The sequence below is a fragment of the Paracoccus salipaludis genome (assembly GCF_002287065.1).
Lineage (GTDB): Bacteria > Pseudomonadota > Alphaproteobacteria > Rhodobacterales > Rhodobacteraceae > Paracoccus > Paracoccus salipaludis.
This window is the reverse complement of record NZ_NSJZ01000015.1, coordinates 42,020-59,233: the sequence shown is the minus strand read 5'-3', so window position 1 is coordinate 59,233 and position 17,214 is coordinate 42,020. Positions and strand designations below refer to the sequence as shown.

Below are 17,214 nucleotides of genomic sequence, written 5' to 3'. Positions count from 1 at the left end.
TGCATGGGCCCCCACGTCCGGGCCATGCCCCGGTCGGACTGGTCAGTCGAACTTGCGCGACGGAGCCAGAACCACCGCCTCGCCTTTCAGCACGACGGTATCGCCCACGAGACAGCGCGTGGCAAGGGTGACGCGGCGCTTCGCATGGTCGATCGATTCCACCTGCACCTCGGCACGCACGGTGTCGCCGGGACGCACAGGCGCCATGAACTTCAGCGTCTGGCCCAGATAGACGGTGCCGTGGCCGGGAAGCTGTTCCCCGATCACGGCGGAAATCAGCCCGGCCGTCAGCATCCCGTGGGCGATCCGCCCCTCGAAGATCGTGTCGCGGGCATAGGCCTCGTCCAGATGCACCGGGTTCCGGTCGGTCGAAACCTGCGCGAACATCTCGATATCGTCGTCAGTCACCTGCTTGAGCAGATGCCGCATCATCCCGATCTCGAGATCTTCGATGACGATTGTGCCGCGCGGCTGGTTGTCGAGCATGTTCATGATCCCCTGCTGCATCGCAGCGTAGCAGGGGAAGAAAGAGCGCGCAATAATCCTAAAGGATAGGCCGGAGGGGTGAAGTATTATTGCTACGCCACGTCAGCGCAACCGGCCGATGGCATAGGTCGGAGAGATGCGCTGCTCGGAAAGCCACGCTTCCAGCCGATGCGCCTCGGGGCTTTCGACGTCTTCGCCCATGTGCTCGGCGGCAAGGCCGCCCGTCACGAACAGCGAATCGATCCCCTGGTTGACCGCGCCCAGGATGTCGGTGCCGATGCCGTCCCCGATGGCCAGCGCGGGCACGTCCTTCCCCACGCCCATGTGGCGGCGCGCAAGGTCATAGATCGGCGCGTGGGGCTTGCCGAAATACAGCGCCTCGCCGCCCATTTCCTCGTAAAGCTGGGCCAGCGCGCCCGCGCAGTAAAGCCGCTGCTCGCCGAAATCGACCACGAGGTCGGGGTTCACGCAGAGAAGCGGCAGGTTGCGGGCGCGGGCGGCGGCCAAGCGCTCGCGGTAGTGCTCGGGCGTTTCGGTGCGGTCGTCATAGGGGCCGGTGACGACCACGCCTTCGGCTTCCTCCAGCGGCACGCGGATGATGTCGCCCGCGCGCGGGTCTTCGGTTTCCGTGAAGAAGCCCATGTCGCGCTCGGGGCCGATGTGCCAGACGCGGCTGCCCACGCGGCCCGCGAACATCGCGTCCTGCGCCGCGTCTCCCGAGGTCACGATGTCGTCCCAGGCGTCGTCCGGCACGCCCAGTCGCGCGATCTGGTCCGCCACCAGGCTGCGCGGGCGCGGGGCATTGGTGACAAGCGCCACCTTGCCGCCCTTCGCGCGATAGGCCTGCAGCGCGGCGATGGCGGCCGGATAGGCCATCTTGCCGTTGTGGACGCAGCCCCACAGGTCGCAGAACAGGACGCTATAGTCGCCGCCGATCTCGGCGAGGTTCCGAATGATGCGGGTCATGCCCCTGCCCTTTCGCTGGCCTTGCAAATGCGGAGGGCCGGGAATGGCCCGGCCCCCGTTGTCACGATGCCCGCTCAGACCTTGAGCACGGGGATGATCTGCTTCTTGCGGCTGACCACGCCGGGCAGGACCACGCTGTCCCCCTCGACCGGCACGCCGAACGACGCCTCGGCCACGCGGCGGACGAAGTCGTTGGGGACCAGCAGGGTGGACTGCTCGTTCAGGATGTCCACGATGAACAGCATCACCTCGTCGGCGCCGTCCTCGGCCGCCACGGCGGGCATGGCCGCGACCAGCCGGTCCTTGCGGTCCAGCAGCACCTGCGGCGCCGTGGTTTCCAGCACGGAAATCCGCATCTGCTTGCCGCCCAGCGTGTATTCCTTGCTGTCCATCTTCAGCAGCGCCGTGTCCGAGAAGGCCGAAACATCGGATTTCGCCGTGAACATCTCCATCGCATAGGACGGAATGGCGATGTCGAGGTCCTTGGCCAGCTTCTCGGCCACGCGGCGGTCATGGGGCGTGGTGGTGGGCGAGCGGAACTCCAGCGTGTCCGACAGGATGCAGGTCAGCATCAGCCCCTTGACCCAAGCCGGCGCGCGATCGAGGTCCGCGCCCATCAGGTCGTGCATGATGGTCGCCGTGCAGGCAAGCGGGCGGACGGTGATGTTGATGGGCGTGCGGGTGGTGATGCCGCCGGCCAGCAGGTGGTGGTCGATGATCTCGATCACCTCGGCCTGGTCCAGCGAGGCGGGCAGTTCGGCCGGGTTGTTGGTGTCCACGATCACGCACTGATCGCCGGGCGCCACGTCCTCGATGATCTCGGGCATGGAAACGCCCCATTTGCCCAGCATCCACACGGCTTCGGTGTTGGGCATCCCCTGCAGCACGGCCTTGGCGGGGGTCTTGCGGACATCGGACAGGTACCAGGCCCAGATCAGCGGCGAGCCGGTGGAATCGGTGTCGGGGGCCTTGTGGCCGAAAACCTGGATCATGAAGCGTTCCCTCGTGGCGCAGTCGGCCGGCTTATAGGCGCGGGGCCGCTCGTTGTGAAGGCTGCGACACGGGGGTCCGGTCAGCCACCCTGCACCAGAGCCATGCCCGTGCTGACGGCCAGGGCCACGATCACCGCGTTGTAGAAGAAGCTCAGCACCGAATGGGCCAGCGTGACGCGGCGCATGTCGGTCGTCGTGATGGCGGTGTCCGAGGTCTGGGCGGACATCCCCAGGGCGAAGCTGTAGTAAAGGAAGTCCCACGGCGCGGGCTCGGCACAGTCGCCCGGGAAATCCAGCCCGCCGCTGTCCCGGGGCGGGCCCGCGGCGGCCCCCTCGTCCATCGCCGGCGCATAGAACAGGCGGGCGTAGTGGAAGGCCATCACCGTATGGACCATCGCCCAGCCCAGCGGCACCGCCGCCAGCGCCAGGACGGGCCGCCACGGGGACCCGTCCAGGGTCCGCGCCGCCACCAGGGTCTGCGTGATCGCGTAAAGGCTGCAGGTCACGGCCCCCAGCGCCATTGCCACGATCAGGGTGACGCCCTCGTCGGCATCGGCGAAATGGTCCCGCAGGTCGTCGCCCGACCGCCTGCGCATCCACAGCGCCATGGCGGACAGGTAGGTGATGAAGAACAGGTCCGCCCCGATCAGGATGCGGTCGGTCACCGGCAGTCCGGCCAACAGCAGGGCCGCCGCCAGGCCGACGGCGAAGGCACCGTGGAAACGGATGTGATGGGGAAGGCCCGCGGGCAAGGGCAGCCTTCAGGCCTCGGGGGCGGGATGCGCCGTGCGCTGATGCTGGATCAGCTGCCAGTCGTCCTTCTGCCGCACCCAGGTCGAGCTGCACAGCAGTTCGGTCTCGCTTCCCTGCCGGGCCACGGTGGCGCGATAGGCCAGCACCACGCAGTCCTCGGTTTCGACCATCAGGCGCTCGGTCAGCCAGGCCTTTGTCGCGCGCGGCCCGGCATTCAACCAGGCCAGCACCTCGCTTCCCTGCAGCGCGCCCTCGGGACGCACAAGGATGCAGGAAGGATGCATCCGGCGCCAGGCTTCTCCGGCGCCCATGGTCCACAGGGCTTCCTCGTCGGCCCAGCGGTTGTCGGTCCTGCTCATGATCCGCCCCTTGTGATCGTCCAGCCCTCGGCCTCCAGCAGGCGAAGCACGCCGGTGTCGCCCGGCAGGTGCAGCGCCCCGAAGGCCGCGACCACGGGCTTGCCCCTGGCCGCCGCTGCCTCGGCCGCCCGGGTCAACGGGCCGATCCATGATCTGTTCCGCCGGGTCATCAGGCGGTCCTCGGCCAGCCGGACCTGCCGGTCCACGGCCCCGGGCGGCAGGCCCGAGTTCCGCAAGGCGTCCAGGCGCCCGAACTCCCACACGGCGCGGATGTCGCCGCGGAAATACGCCTCGAGCGCGGTGGCCGCATAGTCGTCGGCCAGGCGGGCGGCGGGCAGCGCCGCGCGGATCATGTCGTTTTCCTCGGCGGGGGTCATGCCCTTGAACAGGGTGAACAGCGTGTCCCAGGGTTCAAGCGCCAGCACCGGCACGTCATGGTCGCGCGCCTCGTCGATCAGGCGGTGGTCGAGGCCCTGCCGGGCGGCAAGGTCCTGCGCCTGCTCCATCATGCAGGGCGAAAGCCCCAGCAGCATCGCGACATACCAGGGGCGCAGGCGGCTGGCCATGACGGCGGGCATGCCGCGCTCCTCGACGGCCTGGGCGACGATCTGCCACTCGGCAGGCCCCAGGCGCTCGGGCAGCGTCGGCCCCGTGGGATCGACCATCAGGGAAGGATCGCGGCGCAGCTTCTCGGTCAGCGCGGCCTCTTCGTCGGGGCCCGCCTCGACAAGCAGGGCACCGGCCTGTGCGATCAGGGGCGCCATGCGGGCGACGGTCGCCTCGTGGCGCGGGTCGGGGAAGTGATAGGTTCCGGCGATCTCGATCCGCGCCGCGCCCCTGGTCGCCTGCCAGAAGATGCCCGTGGGATAGGGGACGCCCTCCACCGCCCTGTCCAGTTCGGCGCGCTGCTCGGCCGGCAGTGCGCCGATGAGGTCGCGGCCCGCGCATTCGGCCGCCCCGGCGGCGGTCGCGAGGAACAGCCCGCAAGACGCCCCAAGAACCGCGGCCAGACAGGTTCTGCGGATCGTTCCGGTGATGCGCATGGCAGCCCCCCTTGTCCTGTCCGGGCATGGCGCCACGAAGGGCCGCCCGTCTGTGATCCAATCACTCCCGCCCCGGGCTGTGAACCCCATGGACGCCTTGCCCGGGGCTGTTGACAGGGCCGTGAAGCCCGCCTATCTCCGCGGCACTGGCACTCACTTCGGTCGAGTGCCAACAACGACACACTGCAACCTGAAACATCGGAGTGTTCACGATGGCCTTCAAACCGCTGCATGACCGCGTCCTGGTCCGCCGCGTCCAGTCGGACGAAAAGACCAAGGGTGGCCTGATCATCCCCGACACCGCCAAGGAAAAGCCCGCCGAGGGCGAGATCGTGGCCGTGGGCGAAGGCGCCCGCAAGGATTCGGGTGAGCTGATCGCGCCGTCGGTCAAGGCCGGCGACCGCATCCTGTTCGGCAAGTGGTCGGGCACCGAAGTCACGCTGGACGGCCAGGAACTGCTCATCATGAAGGAAAGCGACATCCTCGGGATCATCGACTGATCCCTGACGGAAACGCTTTCAACACTCTGACAAGGAAGAGATAAATGGCTGGCAAGGAAGTCAAGTTCAATACCGACGCCCGCGACCGGATGCTGAAGGGCGTCAACATCCTGGCCGACGCGGTCAAGGTGACGCTGGGCCCGAAGGGCCGCAACGTGGTCATCGACAAGTCGTTCGGCGCCCCGCGCATCACCAAGGACGGCGTCACCGTCGCCAAGGAAATCGAACTGACCGACAAGTTCGAGAACATGGGCGCGCAGATGGTGCGCGAAGTTGCCTCGCGCACCAACGACGAGGCCGGTGACGGCACCACCACGGCCACGGTTCTGGCCCAGGCCATCGTCCGCGAAGGCATGAAGGCGGTCGCCGCCGGCATGAACCCGATGGACCTCAAGCGCGGCATCGACATGGCGACCCAGCGCGTCGTCGAGACCATCAAGTCGGCCGCCCGTCCCGTTTCGGACAGCGCCGAAGTCGCTCAGGTCGGCACCATCTCGGCCAACGGCGAGGCCTTCATCGGCCAGCAGATCGCCGAGGCGATGCAGAAGGTCGGCAACGAGGGTGTCATCACCGTCGAAGAGAACAAGGGGATGGAGACCGAGGTCGAAGTCGTCGAAGGGATGCAGTTCGACCGCGGCTACCTGTCGCCCTACTTCGTGACCAACCCCGAGAAGATGGTCGCGGAACTGGAAGACGCGCTGATCCTGCTGCACGAGAAGAAGCTGTCCTCGCTGCAGCCGATGGTCCCGCTGCTGGAAGCCGTGATCCAGTCGGGCAAGCCGCTGCTGATCGTGGCCGAGGACGTGGAAGGTGAGGCTCTGGCCACGCTGGTCGTCAACCGCCTGCGCGGCGGCCTGAAGGTCGCGGCCGTCAAGGCGCCCGGCTTCGGCGACCGCCGCAAGGCCATGCTGCAGGACATCGCGATCCTGACCGGCGGCCAGGTGATCTCGGAAGACCTCGGCATGAAGCTCGAGAATGTCGGCATCGACATGCTCGGCCGCGCCAAGAAGGTGTCGATCAACAAGGACAACACCACCATCGTCGACGGCGCCGGTGACAAGTCCGAGATCGAGGCCCGCGTCACCCAGATCCGTCAGCAGATCGAGGAAACCACCTCGGACTACGACAAGGAAAAGCTGCAGGAGCGTGTCGCCAAGCTGGCCGGCGGCGTTGCCGTCATCCGCGTCGGCGGCATGACCGAGATCGAGGTGAAGGAGCGCAAGGACCGCGTCGATGACGCGCTGAACGCGACCCGCGCTGCGGTGCAGGAAGGCATCGTCGTCGGCGGTGGCGTGGCTCTGGTCCAGGCGACCAAGGCGCTGGAAGGCCTGGAAGGCGCGAACGCCGACCAGAACGCCGGCATCGCCCTGATCCGCCGTGCCCTGGAAGCCCCGATGCGCCAGATCGCCGAGAACGCCGGCGTCGACGGCGCCGTGGTTGCCGGCAAGGTGCGCGAGTCGGACGACAAGACCTTCGGCTTCAACGCGCAGACCGAGGAATACGGCGACATGTTCAAGTTCGGCGTGATCGACCCCGCGAAGGTCGTCCGCACCGCGCTGGAAGACGCCGCCTCGGTGGCCGGTCTGCTGATCACGACCGAAGCTATGATCGCCGAGAAGCCCGAGCCCAAGGCCGCCGCCGGCGGCATGGGCGGCGGCATGGGCGGCATGGGCGGCATGGACATGATGTGATCCATCCGCTTGACCGCACGGTCGAGTGAAAAGGGAAAGGCCGCCCCACGGGGCGGCCTTTTTCTTCGTATTCCAAGGATTAGCAAGAGAGAGTATTCAAACAGGATGCATAAAACAGAGCACCTCTTTTAATCTTGACAGACGAATGATTTTGCGCGTCATTATAGTAGCCTGCGTATGATTCAATATTGGGCAAAATCACAGAAAAAGGACTCATCTTGGATTTTGCATTAGTGCAATTAGCTTTGATTTTTATGCCCGGACTTATCTGGGCAAATATCGACGCAAAATACGGAGCTGGCCTCAAGCCGTCGGAAACAGCTTTATTAATTAGGGCATTCCTATTCGGCATGACCACCTATGCCACTTTATTTATTATATATTTATGGCAAGGATACTCTTTTGCTTATCCCTCGCTTGGTAGTGATCGCGAAAAACTAGATCTGATTCAGCTAAGGGACGAAATATCTTGGTCCATTCCTTTGTCTTTCACGCTGTCTATACTGTGGTTATGGGCAGTGCGATTTCGAATATTGATGAAGTTGTTGCATTTAATTGGAGCTACGCGTCGATACGGAGATGAAGATGTTTGGAGTTATACGTTCAACTCTGATCAGGCTCACGTAGAATACATACACTTTCGAGACGTCGATAATGGCTATATCTTCGCAGGATGGGTAAATACCTATTCGGAAAATGAGGAGTACAGAGAGCTTCTGCTGCGAGATGTCATTGTTTATAGCGACGATGGAACAAGAATTTCTTGCACACCATACTTGTATATCTCGCGCCCAAAGAGCAACATATGGATAGAATTTCCATATCGGTCTGAAGGGGATAAAGATGTCCGACAAGAAGCCGACGATCAAAGTAGTGATCAGAGACGGTAGTGTAGTAAAAGGTGGAACTAACACAACATCAAAGGTAACTACACGACCACCGCCGCCTACACCGACAAAACCAAAGAAATAGGTCTATTGGTGATGTGAAGGTATAAGGTCAGGGTGGAGCCATGCCTCACCCCACCACCGCCTCGACGCCCAGCGCGCCCGCCAGCGCCTTCAGGCGGGACTCGGCGACCTCGCCCATCAGGTCGCGGCCGGCCTTTGTCAGGTTCAGCGTCAGCTTTCCCGCCTCGTGGTCCAGGGTCAGTGTGCCCGCCTCGTTGGGGTCGCCGATGGCGAACATGGCGCCGAAGCGCATCGCGCGGCCCAGGATCTCGGCATCGCGGATCTCGTCCTCGGACAACAGCTTCAGAAGCGGCGTGATCAGGGTCGAGGCCGCGCGGCCATTCTTGTAGCGGTGCAGCAGCGCCAGTCCGAGGAAGACCCGCTCGGGATGGGACAGCGCAGCCAGGTTCGAACGCGTGACATTGTCGAAACAGGCCTCGGCGCGATAGTCGGGGTGGGCGCGCCAGCTCGTGTCATGCAGCAGGCAGGCTGCGCGGATCAGTCGTTCGCGGTTGGGCGAGACGCCGGGAAAGACCGGCAGCAGGAACTGGAACAGCTTCTTGCCGGTCCCCGGCATCCGCGCCATCTGGCGCTCCATGAAGCGCGCGGCCTCGAGCAGCGGGTCACGCTTGCGGATGCTGTCGGACATCTGCTCATACAGCAGCCCCTCGCGGATGCCGTAGGAGCTGACGGCGATCTCGGCGGGCTGGAAGGTCAGCACAAGCTGCCGCAGCACCTGCACGGCCAGCGGCACCAGCTCCAGCCGGCTCAACGAGATGCCGGTGCGCGACTTGAGGTCCGACAGGCTCTCGTTCCCGATCCACTTGACCGTGGCCAGCACATCGTCGGGGCTCATGCGGTATTCGTGCAGCACGGTCATCGGATAGCCGCGGCGTTCCATGTCCAGCCGCGCGATCGCCCGCCATGACCCGCCGACCAGGTAGATGCGCTCGTGATCGCGGCTGACGGCTTCGACCAGCCCGTCCATGATCTTCTCGATATGCCGCCGGAGCGCCTTGCCCTCGATCTGCTGCAACCGGAACGGCCCCAGCGGAGAGGTCACGCGCCGCCCGATCTGGCCGCCCCCGACCTCGGCCAGTTCCATCGAGCTTCCGCCGATGTCGCAGACCAGTCCCCGGGCGTCCGGCCAGCCCAGCATCACGCCCTGGGCCGACAGACGCGCCTCTTCCTCGCCATCAATCACCATCAGCTTGAGCCCGGTCTGCCGGGCGACGGCGCGCTGGAAGGCGGGACCGTCCTCGGCCTCGCGCACCGCGGCGGTAGCGACGCAGGTCAGCGCCTCGATCCCCATGCTGCGGGCCAGCGCGGCAAAGCGCTTCAGCGCCGCCATGCCCCGGACAGCGCCCTCGGGGTTCAGCCGGCCCGTGGTGACAAGCCCCTGCCCCAGCCCCGCCATGACCTTCTCGTTGTAGAAATAGGCCGGGCTGCGGGCCGCGCCGTCGAAGACCACCAGCCGGATCGAGTTCGAGCCGACATCCACCACGCCCACCCTTGCCAGTTCGCGCATGGACCGCACGGGCAGGCCATGCTTGCCGAAGGGGGACACTTTGTGGCCGCTTGTCGTGGTCACGTTCATCGCTTGTCTTTCCGGTTGGCGGCACGCCCGAGGGTCATGCCGCGGTCAGGGTCACTCGCTGGCGTGCGTCAGCGCCGGCACGTCGCCCGCCCCCGCGGTCCCCCGCCCCGACAGGGAGGGGTTTTCCATGAAGAAGCGGTGGCAGTCGAACAGGTCGTCACGGTCTTCCGGAAGATGACGCAGATACCGGCCATCGGGTTGCAGAATCCAGCTCTGCGCCTCGTCGGCCATGTTGGCGGCCATGATCTGGCTGGTGATCTGCGCCTTGACGGTGTCGTTCAGGCATTCGACCAGGGTTTCCACCCGGCGCGCCAGGTTCCGGTCCATCCAGTCGGCCGAGCTGATGAAAACCCGGGCCTTGCGCGACGGCAGGCCGTAGCCGTTGCCGAAGCAGACGATGCGGCTGTGTTCCAGGAAGCGCCCGACGATGGACTTCACGCGGATGTTGTCGGACAGCCCCGCGATGCCCGGACGCAGCCCGCAGATGCCGCGGATGACCAGGTTGATCTTCACCCCGGCCGAGGAGGCCGCGTAAAGCGCCTCGGTCACGTCCGTCTCGACGAGGCTGTTCATCTTGGCCCAGATCTCGGCCGGGCGGCCGCGCCGGGCGAACTCGGCCTCGCGTGCGATCAGGTCCAGCAGCGTGGACTTGAGATCGATGGGGCTGATGGCCAGGTTCTCCAGCCCGTCGGGCTGGACGTAGCCGGACAGGTAGTTGAAGACCTTGGCCGCGTCCCGCCCCAGCGCCGCGTCGCAGGTGAACAGCGACAGGTCCGTATAAACCCGCGCCGTGATCGGGTGATAGTTGCCGGTGCCGAAATGGGTGTAGGTGACCAGCCGGTCGCCCTCGCGCCGGACGACCGCGCTCATCTTGGCGTGGGTCTTCAGCTGCATGAAGCCATAGCTGACATGCGCCCCCGCGCGTTCCAGCCGGCGGCTCTGGCGGATGTTTGCGGCCTCGTCGAAGCGGGCTTTCAGCTCGACCAGCGCCATGACCGACTTGCCGCTTTCGGCGGCCTCGCACAGCGCGTCCACGATCGGGCTGTCGCGGCTGGTGCGATACAGCGTCTGCTTGATCGCCACGACATCGGGGTCCCGCGCCGCCTGGTTGAGGAAGCGGATGACCATGTCGAAGGTTTCGTAGGGGTGGTGCAGCAGCATGTCCTTCTGCCGGATCGCCGCAAACAGGTCGCCGTGATGATCCTGCACCCGTTCCGGCACGCGCGGCGTGAAGGACGGCCATTGCAGGTCTCGGCGGCTGTCCAGCACCAGCTCGCGCACGTCGGCCATGCCCAGCAGGCCCTCGACCTCGACGGTGGCGTCGGGGCCGACGCCCAGTTCCTGCATGATCATGCGGCGCAGCCGGTCGGGCGCGCCCGCCGTGATCTTCAGCCGTACGACCTCGCCCCGGCGGCGGCGCTTCAGCGCGGTCTCGAACTCGCGCACCAGGTCCTCGGCCTCGTCCTCAAGCTCCAGGTCGCTGTCGCGCAGCACGCGGAAGCCGCAATGGCCGATGTCCCGATAGCCGGGGAACAGCGTCGGCAGGTGCATCAGCAGCAGGTCTTCCAGCCGCACGAAACGCTGCCCGCCCGGCAGGGCGATGAACCGCGTGAGTTGGGTCGGGATCGGCAGAAGCGCCTGCATCTGCCGCCCGTCGGATTCCCGCGCCAGTTCCAGCGCCAGGCTGAAGCCGGTGTTGGGGATGAAGGGAAATGGATGCGCCGGGTCGATGGCCAGCGGCGTCAGGACAGGGAACACCTGCTCGGTGAAATGCTGGCGCAGGAAGGCCGCCTCGGCCCGGGTGATGCGCGATCGGGACAGGATCACGATGCCCGCCCGTTCCATCTCGCGCCGGAGCTTGTTCCAGACGGTCTGCTGCGCCCCCATCAGGCGGCGCGCGTCGGCGTTGATCAGCGTCAGCTGCTCGGCGGGCGGAAGGCCGTCGTCCGAAGGCGTGGCGTTGCCTTCCCGCACCAGCTCGCGCAGGCCGGCGACGCGGACGGTGTAGAACTCATCGAGGTTGGTGGCCGAGATCGACAGGAAGCGCAGCCGCTCCAGCAGGGGAACGCGAGGGTTCCGCGCCTCGTCCAGCACCCGCCAGTTGAAGGACAGCCAGCTGAGTTCGCGGTTGAAGAAGCGGGCGGGCCCCGCCGGCGTGCCCTCGGGCATGCTGCGCGCTGGCGGGAACGGGCACTTCAGGAAATCGGCCTGGGTCATGACAGGGTTGATGCCGCGATTCCATTGGCCTTGCAACTCGTGCCGAGAGCCGCAGCCCGACGACATGCCGCCGCCCAAACTTCTTCCTGACGGAAATACCCTCCGGGGGTGCGGGGGTGGAAAACCCCCGACTGCAGCGGCGCCGTCTCAACCGGCGTGCGCGCCCAGGCGCCCCAGCGCCGCCATCGCCAGGGGCCGCGTCACCGCGCGTCCCTCGGACAGCGCGTCGCGGTCGATCTCGGCCACCAGCCTGCGGGCCAGGCCGAGATCGCGGTCCATGTGGCGCACCAAAGCCTCGATCACGCCCGGCCCCGGTGACAGCTGCCGGTCGGCGAACAGCTTGACCAGCACCGCCGTCAGCAGGTGCTCGTCGGGCGGGTCCAGCCGGACCAGCGCGGTCGAGGCCATGCGCGAGGCCAGGTCCGGCAGCGCCAGCCCCCAGTCGCGCGGCGGCGTGCGCGCCGTGATCAGCAGCAGCGCGCCCCGCTCGGCGGAAAGGTTCCACAGGTGGAACAGCGCCAGTTCCGCCCCCGCCGCGCCGCCCGCGCGATGGGCGTCCTCGATCACCAGCGCGCCGTCCGGCTGGACCAGCGTATCGGCGATCTCGGGCCGCAGGGCCGAGGCCCGCATCCGCTGCGCCCCGTTCTCGGCCGCCCAGAAGGCCGCGAGATGCGACTTGCCCGAGGCTTCGGGCCCCACCAGCAGCAGCCGTCCCTGCGGCCAGTCGCGCGGCCGGTCCAGCAGCGCCAGCGCCTCGGCGTTTGCAGGCGCGGGCAGGAAATCGGCGCGCGACAGCGCGGGCGGGGTGCGAAGATCCAGCGTCAGTTGGCGCGCCACGGGTGTCACACCTTCCGGCCGTCTTCGATGATCTCGGCGGCGGTTCGGGGGGCGTTCCGCTCCTCTGGGTCCGCGGGGTCGGTGCCGTCGGGCGTGCGCCCGCCCCAGGTCTTGACGCGGGCATGGGGCTGTCCGGTGCCCAGCGCGGGCGGGGCGTCGGGCCATTTCACCTCGACCTCGGCCACGGCGACGCGGGCCCCGTCGCTTTCGGCGGCCTCGACGGCGGCGATATGCGCCTCGTCGCGGGCCGATTCGATCCGCGCCTCGCGCACGGCCGCGTCATGGCTGCGCTGGGCCGAGGCGACCCGGCGGGCGACGGTGCCGCGCGGCGCCAGTTCGACCAGCGTGGGGGTGGGCACGGGCGCAGGCGCCTCGGCCCCGGTGTAAAGGGGGCTGACCTTGTAGCGATCGACCGAGTAGCGCACGATCACCCCGACCGCCGCGCCGAGGGGCACGGCGACCAGCAGCCCGACAAAGCCGAACAGCGTGCCGAAGACGCTGAGCGCCAGCATCAGCCAGACCGGGTGCAGCCCGACATGGCCGCCCACGATCTTGGGCTGAAGGTAGTTCCCTTCCAGCATCTGCCCCGCGACGAAGATGCCCGCGACGGCGATGATCCGCTCGGGCTCTCCCCAGAAGGTGAACAGCGCGACGCCGATCGAGATCACGCCGCCCACCAGCGTGCCCACATAGGGAATGAAGGACAGCGAGGCCGCCGAGACGCCGATGACGATGCCGAAGGGCAGCCCGGCCAGCGCCAGCCCGACCGAGTAGAAGACGGCCAGGATCAGGATCACCACCGCCTGCCCCCGCACGAAGCCCGAGATGCTGTCGTCGATCTGGCGGGCAAGCCCCCGCAGCGTGTCCAGATGGGGGCGCGGAAGCAGCGCGTCGATGCGGCGCACCATCCGGTCCCAGTCGAGCAGCATGTAGAAGGCCACCACCGGAGCGATTACCAGCACCATCACGAAGCCGATCACGCCGTTGATCGACCCCATGACGGTGCCGACGATGGTGCCCATGCTGGATGCGACGGTCGTGCGCGCCTGTTGCAGCGCGTTGTCCACGAAGCCGCCGTCAGGGAACAGGTGGGGATAGCGGCTCTGCACCACGGCCTGAAGGCGGTCGATCATGGCGGGCGTCGTTTCGACAAGCTGCGTGCCCTGCCGGATCAGCAGCGGCACCAGCCAGACCAGCGCGGTCGCCAGCGCCAGGACGGCCAGCCCGGTGATCAGCACGACGGCCAGCACGCGAGACACGCCCGCGCGTTCCAGCCGGTCCACCACGGGATCAAGAAGATAGGCGATCGCCATGCCCAGCACGAAAGGCATGATCGCGGCGCCCAGAAGCCAGAGGACCAGCGCCAGGACCAGCGCCACCGCCCCCCACCAGATGGCCTGCTTGCTGCCGGCAAACCGCATTGCGCGTGCTCCGTTCAGGGTGTCGGGCGATGATCGTCCCGGCCGGTGCTGCCGGCCCGCCTTCTGTTTGTCCCGCCGGGCCGCGCGGCGCAAGCGCCTCGGCGCACGGGCGTTGCCCCTCGGGCGGCGATCCGGTAACCGGTCCGGGCAACTCGGCAAAGGTCCCGCCCCATGCGTCTGTCGCGCTATTTCCTGCCCGTCCTCAAAGAAAATCCCTCCGAGGCCCAGATCGTCAGCCACCGGCTGATGCTGCGCGCGGGGATGATCAAGCAGCAGGCGGCCGGCATCTATTCCTGGCTGCCGCTGGGGCTGAAGGTCCTGCGCCGGATCGAGCAGATCGTGAACGAGGAACAGCAGCGCGCGGGCCACATCCCCCTGCTGATGCCGACGCTGCAATCGGCGGACCTGTGGCGTGAATCCGGCCGCTACGACGATTACGGCGAGGAGATGCTGCGCATCACCGACCGCCACAAGCGCGAGATGCTGTACGGCCCCACCAACGAGGAGATGATCACCGACATCTTCCGGGCCCATGTGAACAGCTACAAGGACCTGCCGCTGACGCTGTACCACATCCAGTGGAAGTTCCGCGACGAGATCCGCCCCCGCTTCGGCGTCATGCGCGGCCGCGAGTTCCTGATGAAGGACGGCTACAACTTCGACCTGACCAAGGAAGACGCGCTGCACGCCTATAACCGGCATCTTGTCAGCTACCTGCGGACCTACGAACGCATGGGACTGCAGGCGATTCCGATGCGCGCCGATTCCGGCCCCATCGGCGGCGAAGACACGCACGAGTTCCTGGTGCTGGCCGAGACGGGCGAATCCGAGGTCTTTTACGACAACCAGATCACCGACCTGACTTTCGGCGACCGGCAGATCGACTATGACGACCACGCCGCCTGCGCCGCCGTGCTGGAAGAGTTCACCAGCCGCTATGCCCGCACCGACGAGACCCATGACGAGGCGCTGTTCGCCCAGATCCCCGAGGAACGCCGCAAGTCGGCGCGCGGGATCGAGGTCGGCCAGATCTTCTACTTCGGCACCAAGTATTCCGAACCGATGGGCGCCACAGTGGTCGGCCCGGACGGAAGCCGCACCCCCGTCCACATGGGTTCGCACGGCATCGGCGTCAGCCGCCTGCTGGGCGCGATCATCGAGGCGAGCCACGACGACAAGGGGATCATCTGGCCCGAAGGCGTGACGCCCTTCCATGTCGGGCTGGTCAACCTCAAGCAGGGCGACCCGTCCACCGACAGCGCCTGCGAGGCGCTGGAGCGCGAGCTTTCCGCGCGGGGCCTCGAGGTGCTGTATGACGACCGCGACGAGCGCGCAGGCGCCAAGTTCGCCACCATGGACCTGATCGGCCTGCCTTGGCGGATCACCGTCGGGCCGCGCGGACTTGCGAACAACGTGGTCGAGCTGACCAACCGCCGCACCGGCGAGTCGGTCGAGATTTCCGCCTCCGAGGCGGTGTCGCGCCTGAGCGACATCTATGCCCCGGTCTTCGCGGCGGCCTACAAGCCGTGACGGGACTGCTCCGCCTGATCCTGGCGCTGGGCTTCGCGGTGGCGCTGTCCCAGTTCCCGGCCTTCTCGGACCAGTATGTCCAGAGGCTGGGCGGTCAGGCGGACGCGCTGCAGAAGGTGGCCGCCGAGTTCGACGCCAGTGCCGACCGCGCCGGGCTGACCCGACAGGCCGCACTGGAGGAGCTGGCGGGAACGCAGTTCCTCGATTCCCACGGGCAGGACATGGGGCGCGTCTTCACGCGCCTCGCGCGGATCGAGAGCGACCTGGGCCTGCTGCGCTCGGCCTCGGCGCTGGAGCGCATCGCCCTGCCCCACCGGATGCGCGACGCCGAGACGCTGGCCGCGACCTGGGGCGACTTCCGCCCGGCCCTGCCGCTGACCGCCGCGGGCTTCTGGGCCACGGGCCTCGGCTTCCTGCTGGGATGGATGATTGGCGGCCTGCTGGCCCGGCTGTTCCGGCGCGAGGAACAGGACAGCTGGACCTGACGGTTCCTGCGCGCGGCGGGCCGGGCACGGGTGATCCCCGCGCCCGAGCCCTCAGGCCAGTTCGCCCTCGAGCGAATTCGGCGCGCTGGCCCTGATCCTGACCTGCACGAGATCGCCCACCTGCGCCTGCGGCGCATGGACGAAGACCGAGTGCAGGTAGTCCGACTTGCCGACCAGTTGCCCCGGCAGCCGGCCCGGCTTCTCGAACAGCACGCCCAGCGTCCGCCCCACCATCGAGTCCTGCGCGGCCTTCTGCTGGCGGTTCAGCAGGGCCTGCAACTCCTGCAACCGCGCGTCGGCCACGGCGTCCTCGACCATCGGGCGGTCGAAGGCGGGCGTGCCGGGACGCGGGGAATACTTGAAGCTGAAGGCGGTGCCGAAGCCCACCTGTTCCACCAGCCGCAGGGTGGCGGCATGATCCTCGTCCGTCTCGCCGGGGAAGCCCACGATGAAGTCCGAGGTCAGCATGATGTCCGGACGCGCCGCGCGGATGCGGTCGATCAGGCGCAGGTACTGCTCGGCCGTGTGCTTGCGGTTCATGGCCTTGAGGATGCGGTCCGACCCCGACTGCACCGGCAGGTGCAGGTAGGGCATCAGCTGGGGCACGTCCCGATGCGCCTCGATCAGGTCGTCGGCCATGTCGTTGGGGTGGCTGGTCGTATAGCGGATGCGGTCGAGGCCATCGATGTCCGCCAGCGCCCGGATCAGCGTGCCGAAGCCCGCCATCCCCTCGCCATGCCAGCCGTTGACGTTCTGGCCCAGCAGCGTGATCTCGCGCACGCCGCGCGCCACGAGGTCGCGGGCTTCCGTCAGGATGCGCTCGGCCGGGCGGCTGACCTCGGCGCCGCGGGTATAGGGAACGACGCAGAAGGCGCAGAACTTGTCGCAGCCCTCCTGCACGGTCAGGAAGGCCGCGGGCGCGCGGCGTGTGGCGGCGCGCTGCGGCAGGTGGTCGAACTTGTCCTCGGCCGGGAAGTCGGTGTCCACGGCGGGCGCCTCGCCCCGCGCCATGGCGGGCAGGCGGTGATAGGCCTGCGGGCCCACGACAAGGTCCACCAGCGGCATCCGGCGGATGATCTCGTCCCCCTCGGCCTGGGCCACGCAGCCCGCGACACCGATCTTGAGGTCCGGCCGCTCGGACTTGAGCGGCTTCAGCCGCCCGAGGTCGGAATACAGCTTCTCGGCCGCCTTCTCCCGGATGTGGCAGGTGTTCAGCAGCACCATGTCCGCGTCCTCGGCGCGGTCCGTCTGGACATAGCCTTCCGCGCCCATGGCCTCGGCCATGCGCTGGCTGTCATAGACGTTCATCTGGCAGCCGTAGGTCTTGATGAACAGCCGCTTGGGGGTCTGGTCGGTCATGGCGCGCTTTCCGTGGAATCCGGCACAT

16 protein-coding genes are annotated in these 17,214 nt (G+C 67.2%); 5 read left to right on the top strand and 11 right to left on the bottom strand.

Translation table 11 applies throughout. The features are described 5' to 3' along the window. Positions 1-42: 42 nt before the first annotated feature. The 6 genes from CK240_RS14140 to CK240_RS14115 all read right to left on the bottom strand — a co-directional run bounded on the left by CK240_RS14140 (position 43) and on the right by CK240_RS14115 (position 4,599). On the bottom strand, positions 43-486 hold the full coding sequence (locus tag CK240_RS14140) for a MaoC family dehydratase (RefSeq protein WP_095641002.1): 444 nt from the start codon (positions 484-486) through the stop codon (positions 43-45). Between the two features lie 102 nt (positions 487-588). Then, positions 589-1,452 (bottom strand): TIGR01459 family HAD-type hydrolase, encoded by an 864-nt coding sequence (locus tag CK240_RS14135; protein WP_095640984.1) that lies wholly within the window; start codon positions 1,450-1,452, stop codon positions 589-591. Between the two features lie 74 nt (positions 1,453-1,526). Next, positions 1,527-2,444 (bottom strand): manganese-dependent inorganic pyrophosphatase, encoded by a 918-nt coding sequence (locus CK240_RS14130; protein WP_095640983.1) that lies wholly within the window; start codon positions 2,442-2,444, stop codon positions 1,527-1,529. Positions 2,445-2,524: 80 nt separating this feature from the next. Next, positions 2,525-3,196 carry a DUF1345 domain-containing protein gene (locus tag CK240_RS14125; RefSeq protein WP_095640982.1) on the bottom strand — a complete coding sequence of 224 codons (672 nt, stop codon included), beginning with the start codon at positions 3,194-3,196 and terminating at the stop codon, positions 2,525-2,527. Positions 3,197-3,205: 9 nt separating this feature from the next. Beyond that, complete coding sequence (locus tag CK240_RS14120; RefSeq protein WP_095640981.1) at positions 3,206-3,556, bottom strand: DUF4440 domain-containing protein; 351 nt, start codon at positions 3,554-3,556, stop codon at positions 3,206-3,208. Beyond that, complete coding sequence (locus CK240_RS14115; RefSeq protein ID WP_095640980.1) at positions 3,553-4,599, bottom strand: TraB/GumN family protein; 1,047 nt, start codon at positions 4,597-4,599, stop codon at positions 3,553-3,555. Before CK240_RS14115 ends, CK240_RS14120 begins: the two co-directional genes overlap by 4 nt. 212 nt (positions 4,600-4,811) lie before the next feature. Between CK240_RS14115 and groES the strand changes: the two genes are divergently transcribed. From groES to CK240_RS18300, 3 genes are all read left to right on the top strand, one after another. Beyond that, on the top strand, positions 4,812-5,099 hold the full coding sequence (groES, locus tag CK240_RS14110; protein ID WP_095641001.1) for a co-chaperone GroES: 288 nt from the start codon (positions 4,812-4,814) through the stop codon (positions 5,097-5,099). 44 nt (positions 5,100-5,143) lie between these two features. Beyond that, the gene (gene groL / locus CK240_RS14105; RefSeq protein ID WP_095640979.1) at positions 5,144-6,790 is read left to right on the top strand and encodes a chaperonin GroEL; all 1,647 of its coding nucleotides are present in this window, start codon (positions 5,144-5,146) and stop codon (positions 6,788-6,790) included. Between the two features lie 218 nt (positions 6,791-7,008). Continuing rightward, positions 7,009-7,680, top strand: a complete 672-nt coding sequence (locus tag CK240_RS18300; protein WP_167650059.1) for a DUF6338 family protein — start codon at positions 7,009-7,011, stop codon at positions 7,678-7,680. Between the two features lie 127 nt (positions 7,681-7,807). Here CK240_RS18300 and CK240_RS14100 read toward each other — a convergent pair whose 3' ends face one another. From CK240_RS14100 to CK240_RS14085, 4 genes are all read right to left on the bottom strand, one after another. Next, entirely contained in the window at positions 7,808-9,337 is a 1,530-nt protein-coding gene (locus tag CK240_RS14100) for a Ppx/GppA family phosphatase (protein WP_095640978.1), read from the bottom strand. A gap of 51 nt (positions 9,338-9,388) precedes the next feature. After that, positions 9,389-11,554 carry an RNA degradosome polyphosphate kinase gene (locus CK240_RS14095; RefSeq protein WP_095640977.1) on the bottom strand — a complete coding sequence of 722 codons (2,166 nt, stop codon included), beginning with the start codon at positions 11,552-11,554 and terminating at the stop codon, positions 9,389-9,391. A gap of 147 nt (positions 11,555-11,701) precedes the next feature. Beyond that, the gene (locus tag CK240_RS14090; protein ID WP_095640976.1) at positions 11,702-12,391 is read right to left on the bottom strand and encodes a P-loop NTPase family protein; all 690 of its coding nucleotides are present in this window, start codon (positions 12,389-12,391) and stop codon (positions 11,702-11,704) included. 5 nt (positions 12,392-12,396) lie between these two features. Then, positions 12,397-13,812 (bottom strand): AI-2E family transporter, encoded by a 1,416-nt coding sequence (locus CK240_RS14085; protein ID WP_205957851.1) that lies wholly within the window; start codon positions 13,810-13,812, stop codon positions 12,397-12,399. Positions 13,813-13,983: 171 nt separating this feature from the next. Here CK240_RS14085 and proS point away from each other — a divergent pair, with 171 nt between their 5' ends. Continuing rightward, the gene (proS, locus tag CK240_RS14080; RefSeq protein ID WP_095640975.1) at positions 13,984-15,342 is read left to right on the top strand and encodes a proline--tRNA ligase; all 1,359 of its coding nucleotides are present in this window, start codon (positions 13,984-13,986) and stop codon (positions 15,340-15,342) included. Next, positions 15,339-15,827, top strand: coding sequence for a DUF2937 family protein (locus CK240_RS14075; protein WP_095640974.1), 489 nt, complete (start codon positions 15,339-15,341; stop codon positions 15,825-15,827). Before proS ends, CK240_RS14075 begins: the two co-directional genes overlap by 4 nt. 51 nt (positions 15,828-15,878) lie before the next feature. Here CK240_RS14075 and miaB read toward each other — a convergent pair whose 3' ends face one another. Next, positions 15,879-17,186, bottom strand: coding sequence for a tRNA (N6-isopentenyl adenosine(37)-C2)-methylthiotransferase MiaB (gene miaB / locus CK240_RS14070; RefSeq protein ID WP_095640973.1), 1,308 nt, complete (start codon positions 17,184-17,186; stop codon positions 15,879-15,881). Positions 17,187-17,214 lie beyond the last annotated feature (28 nt).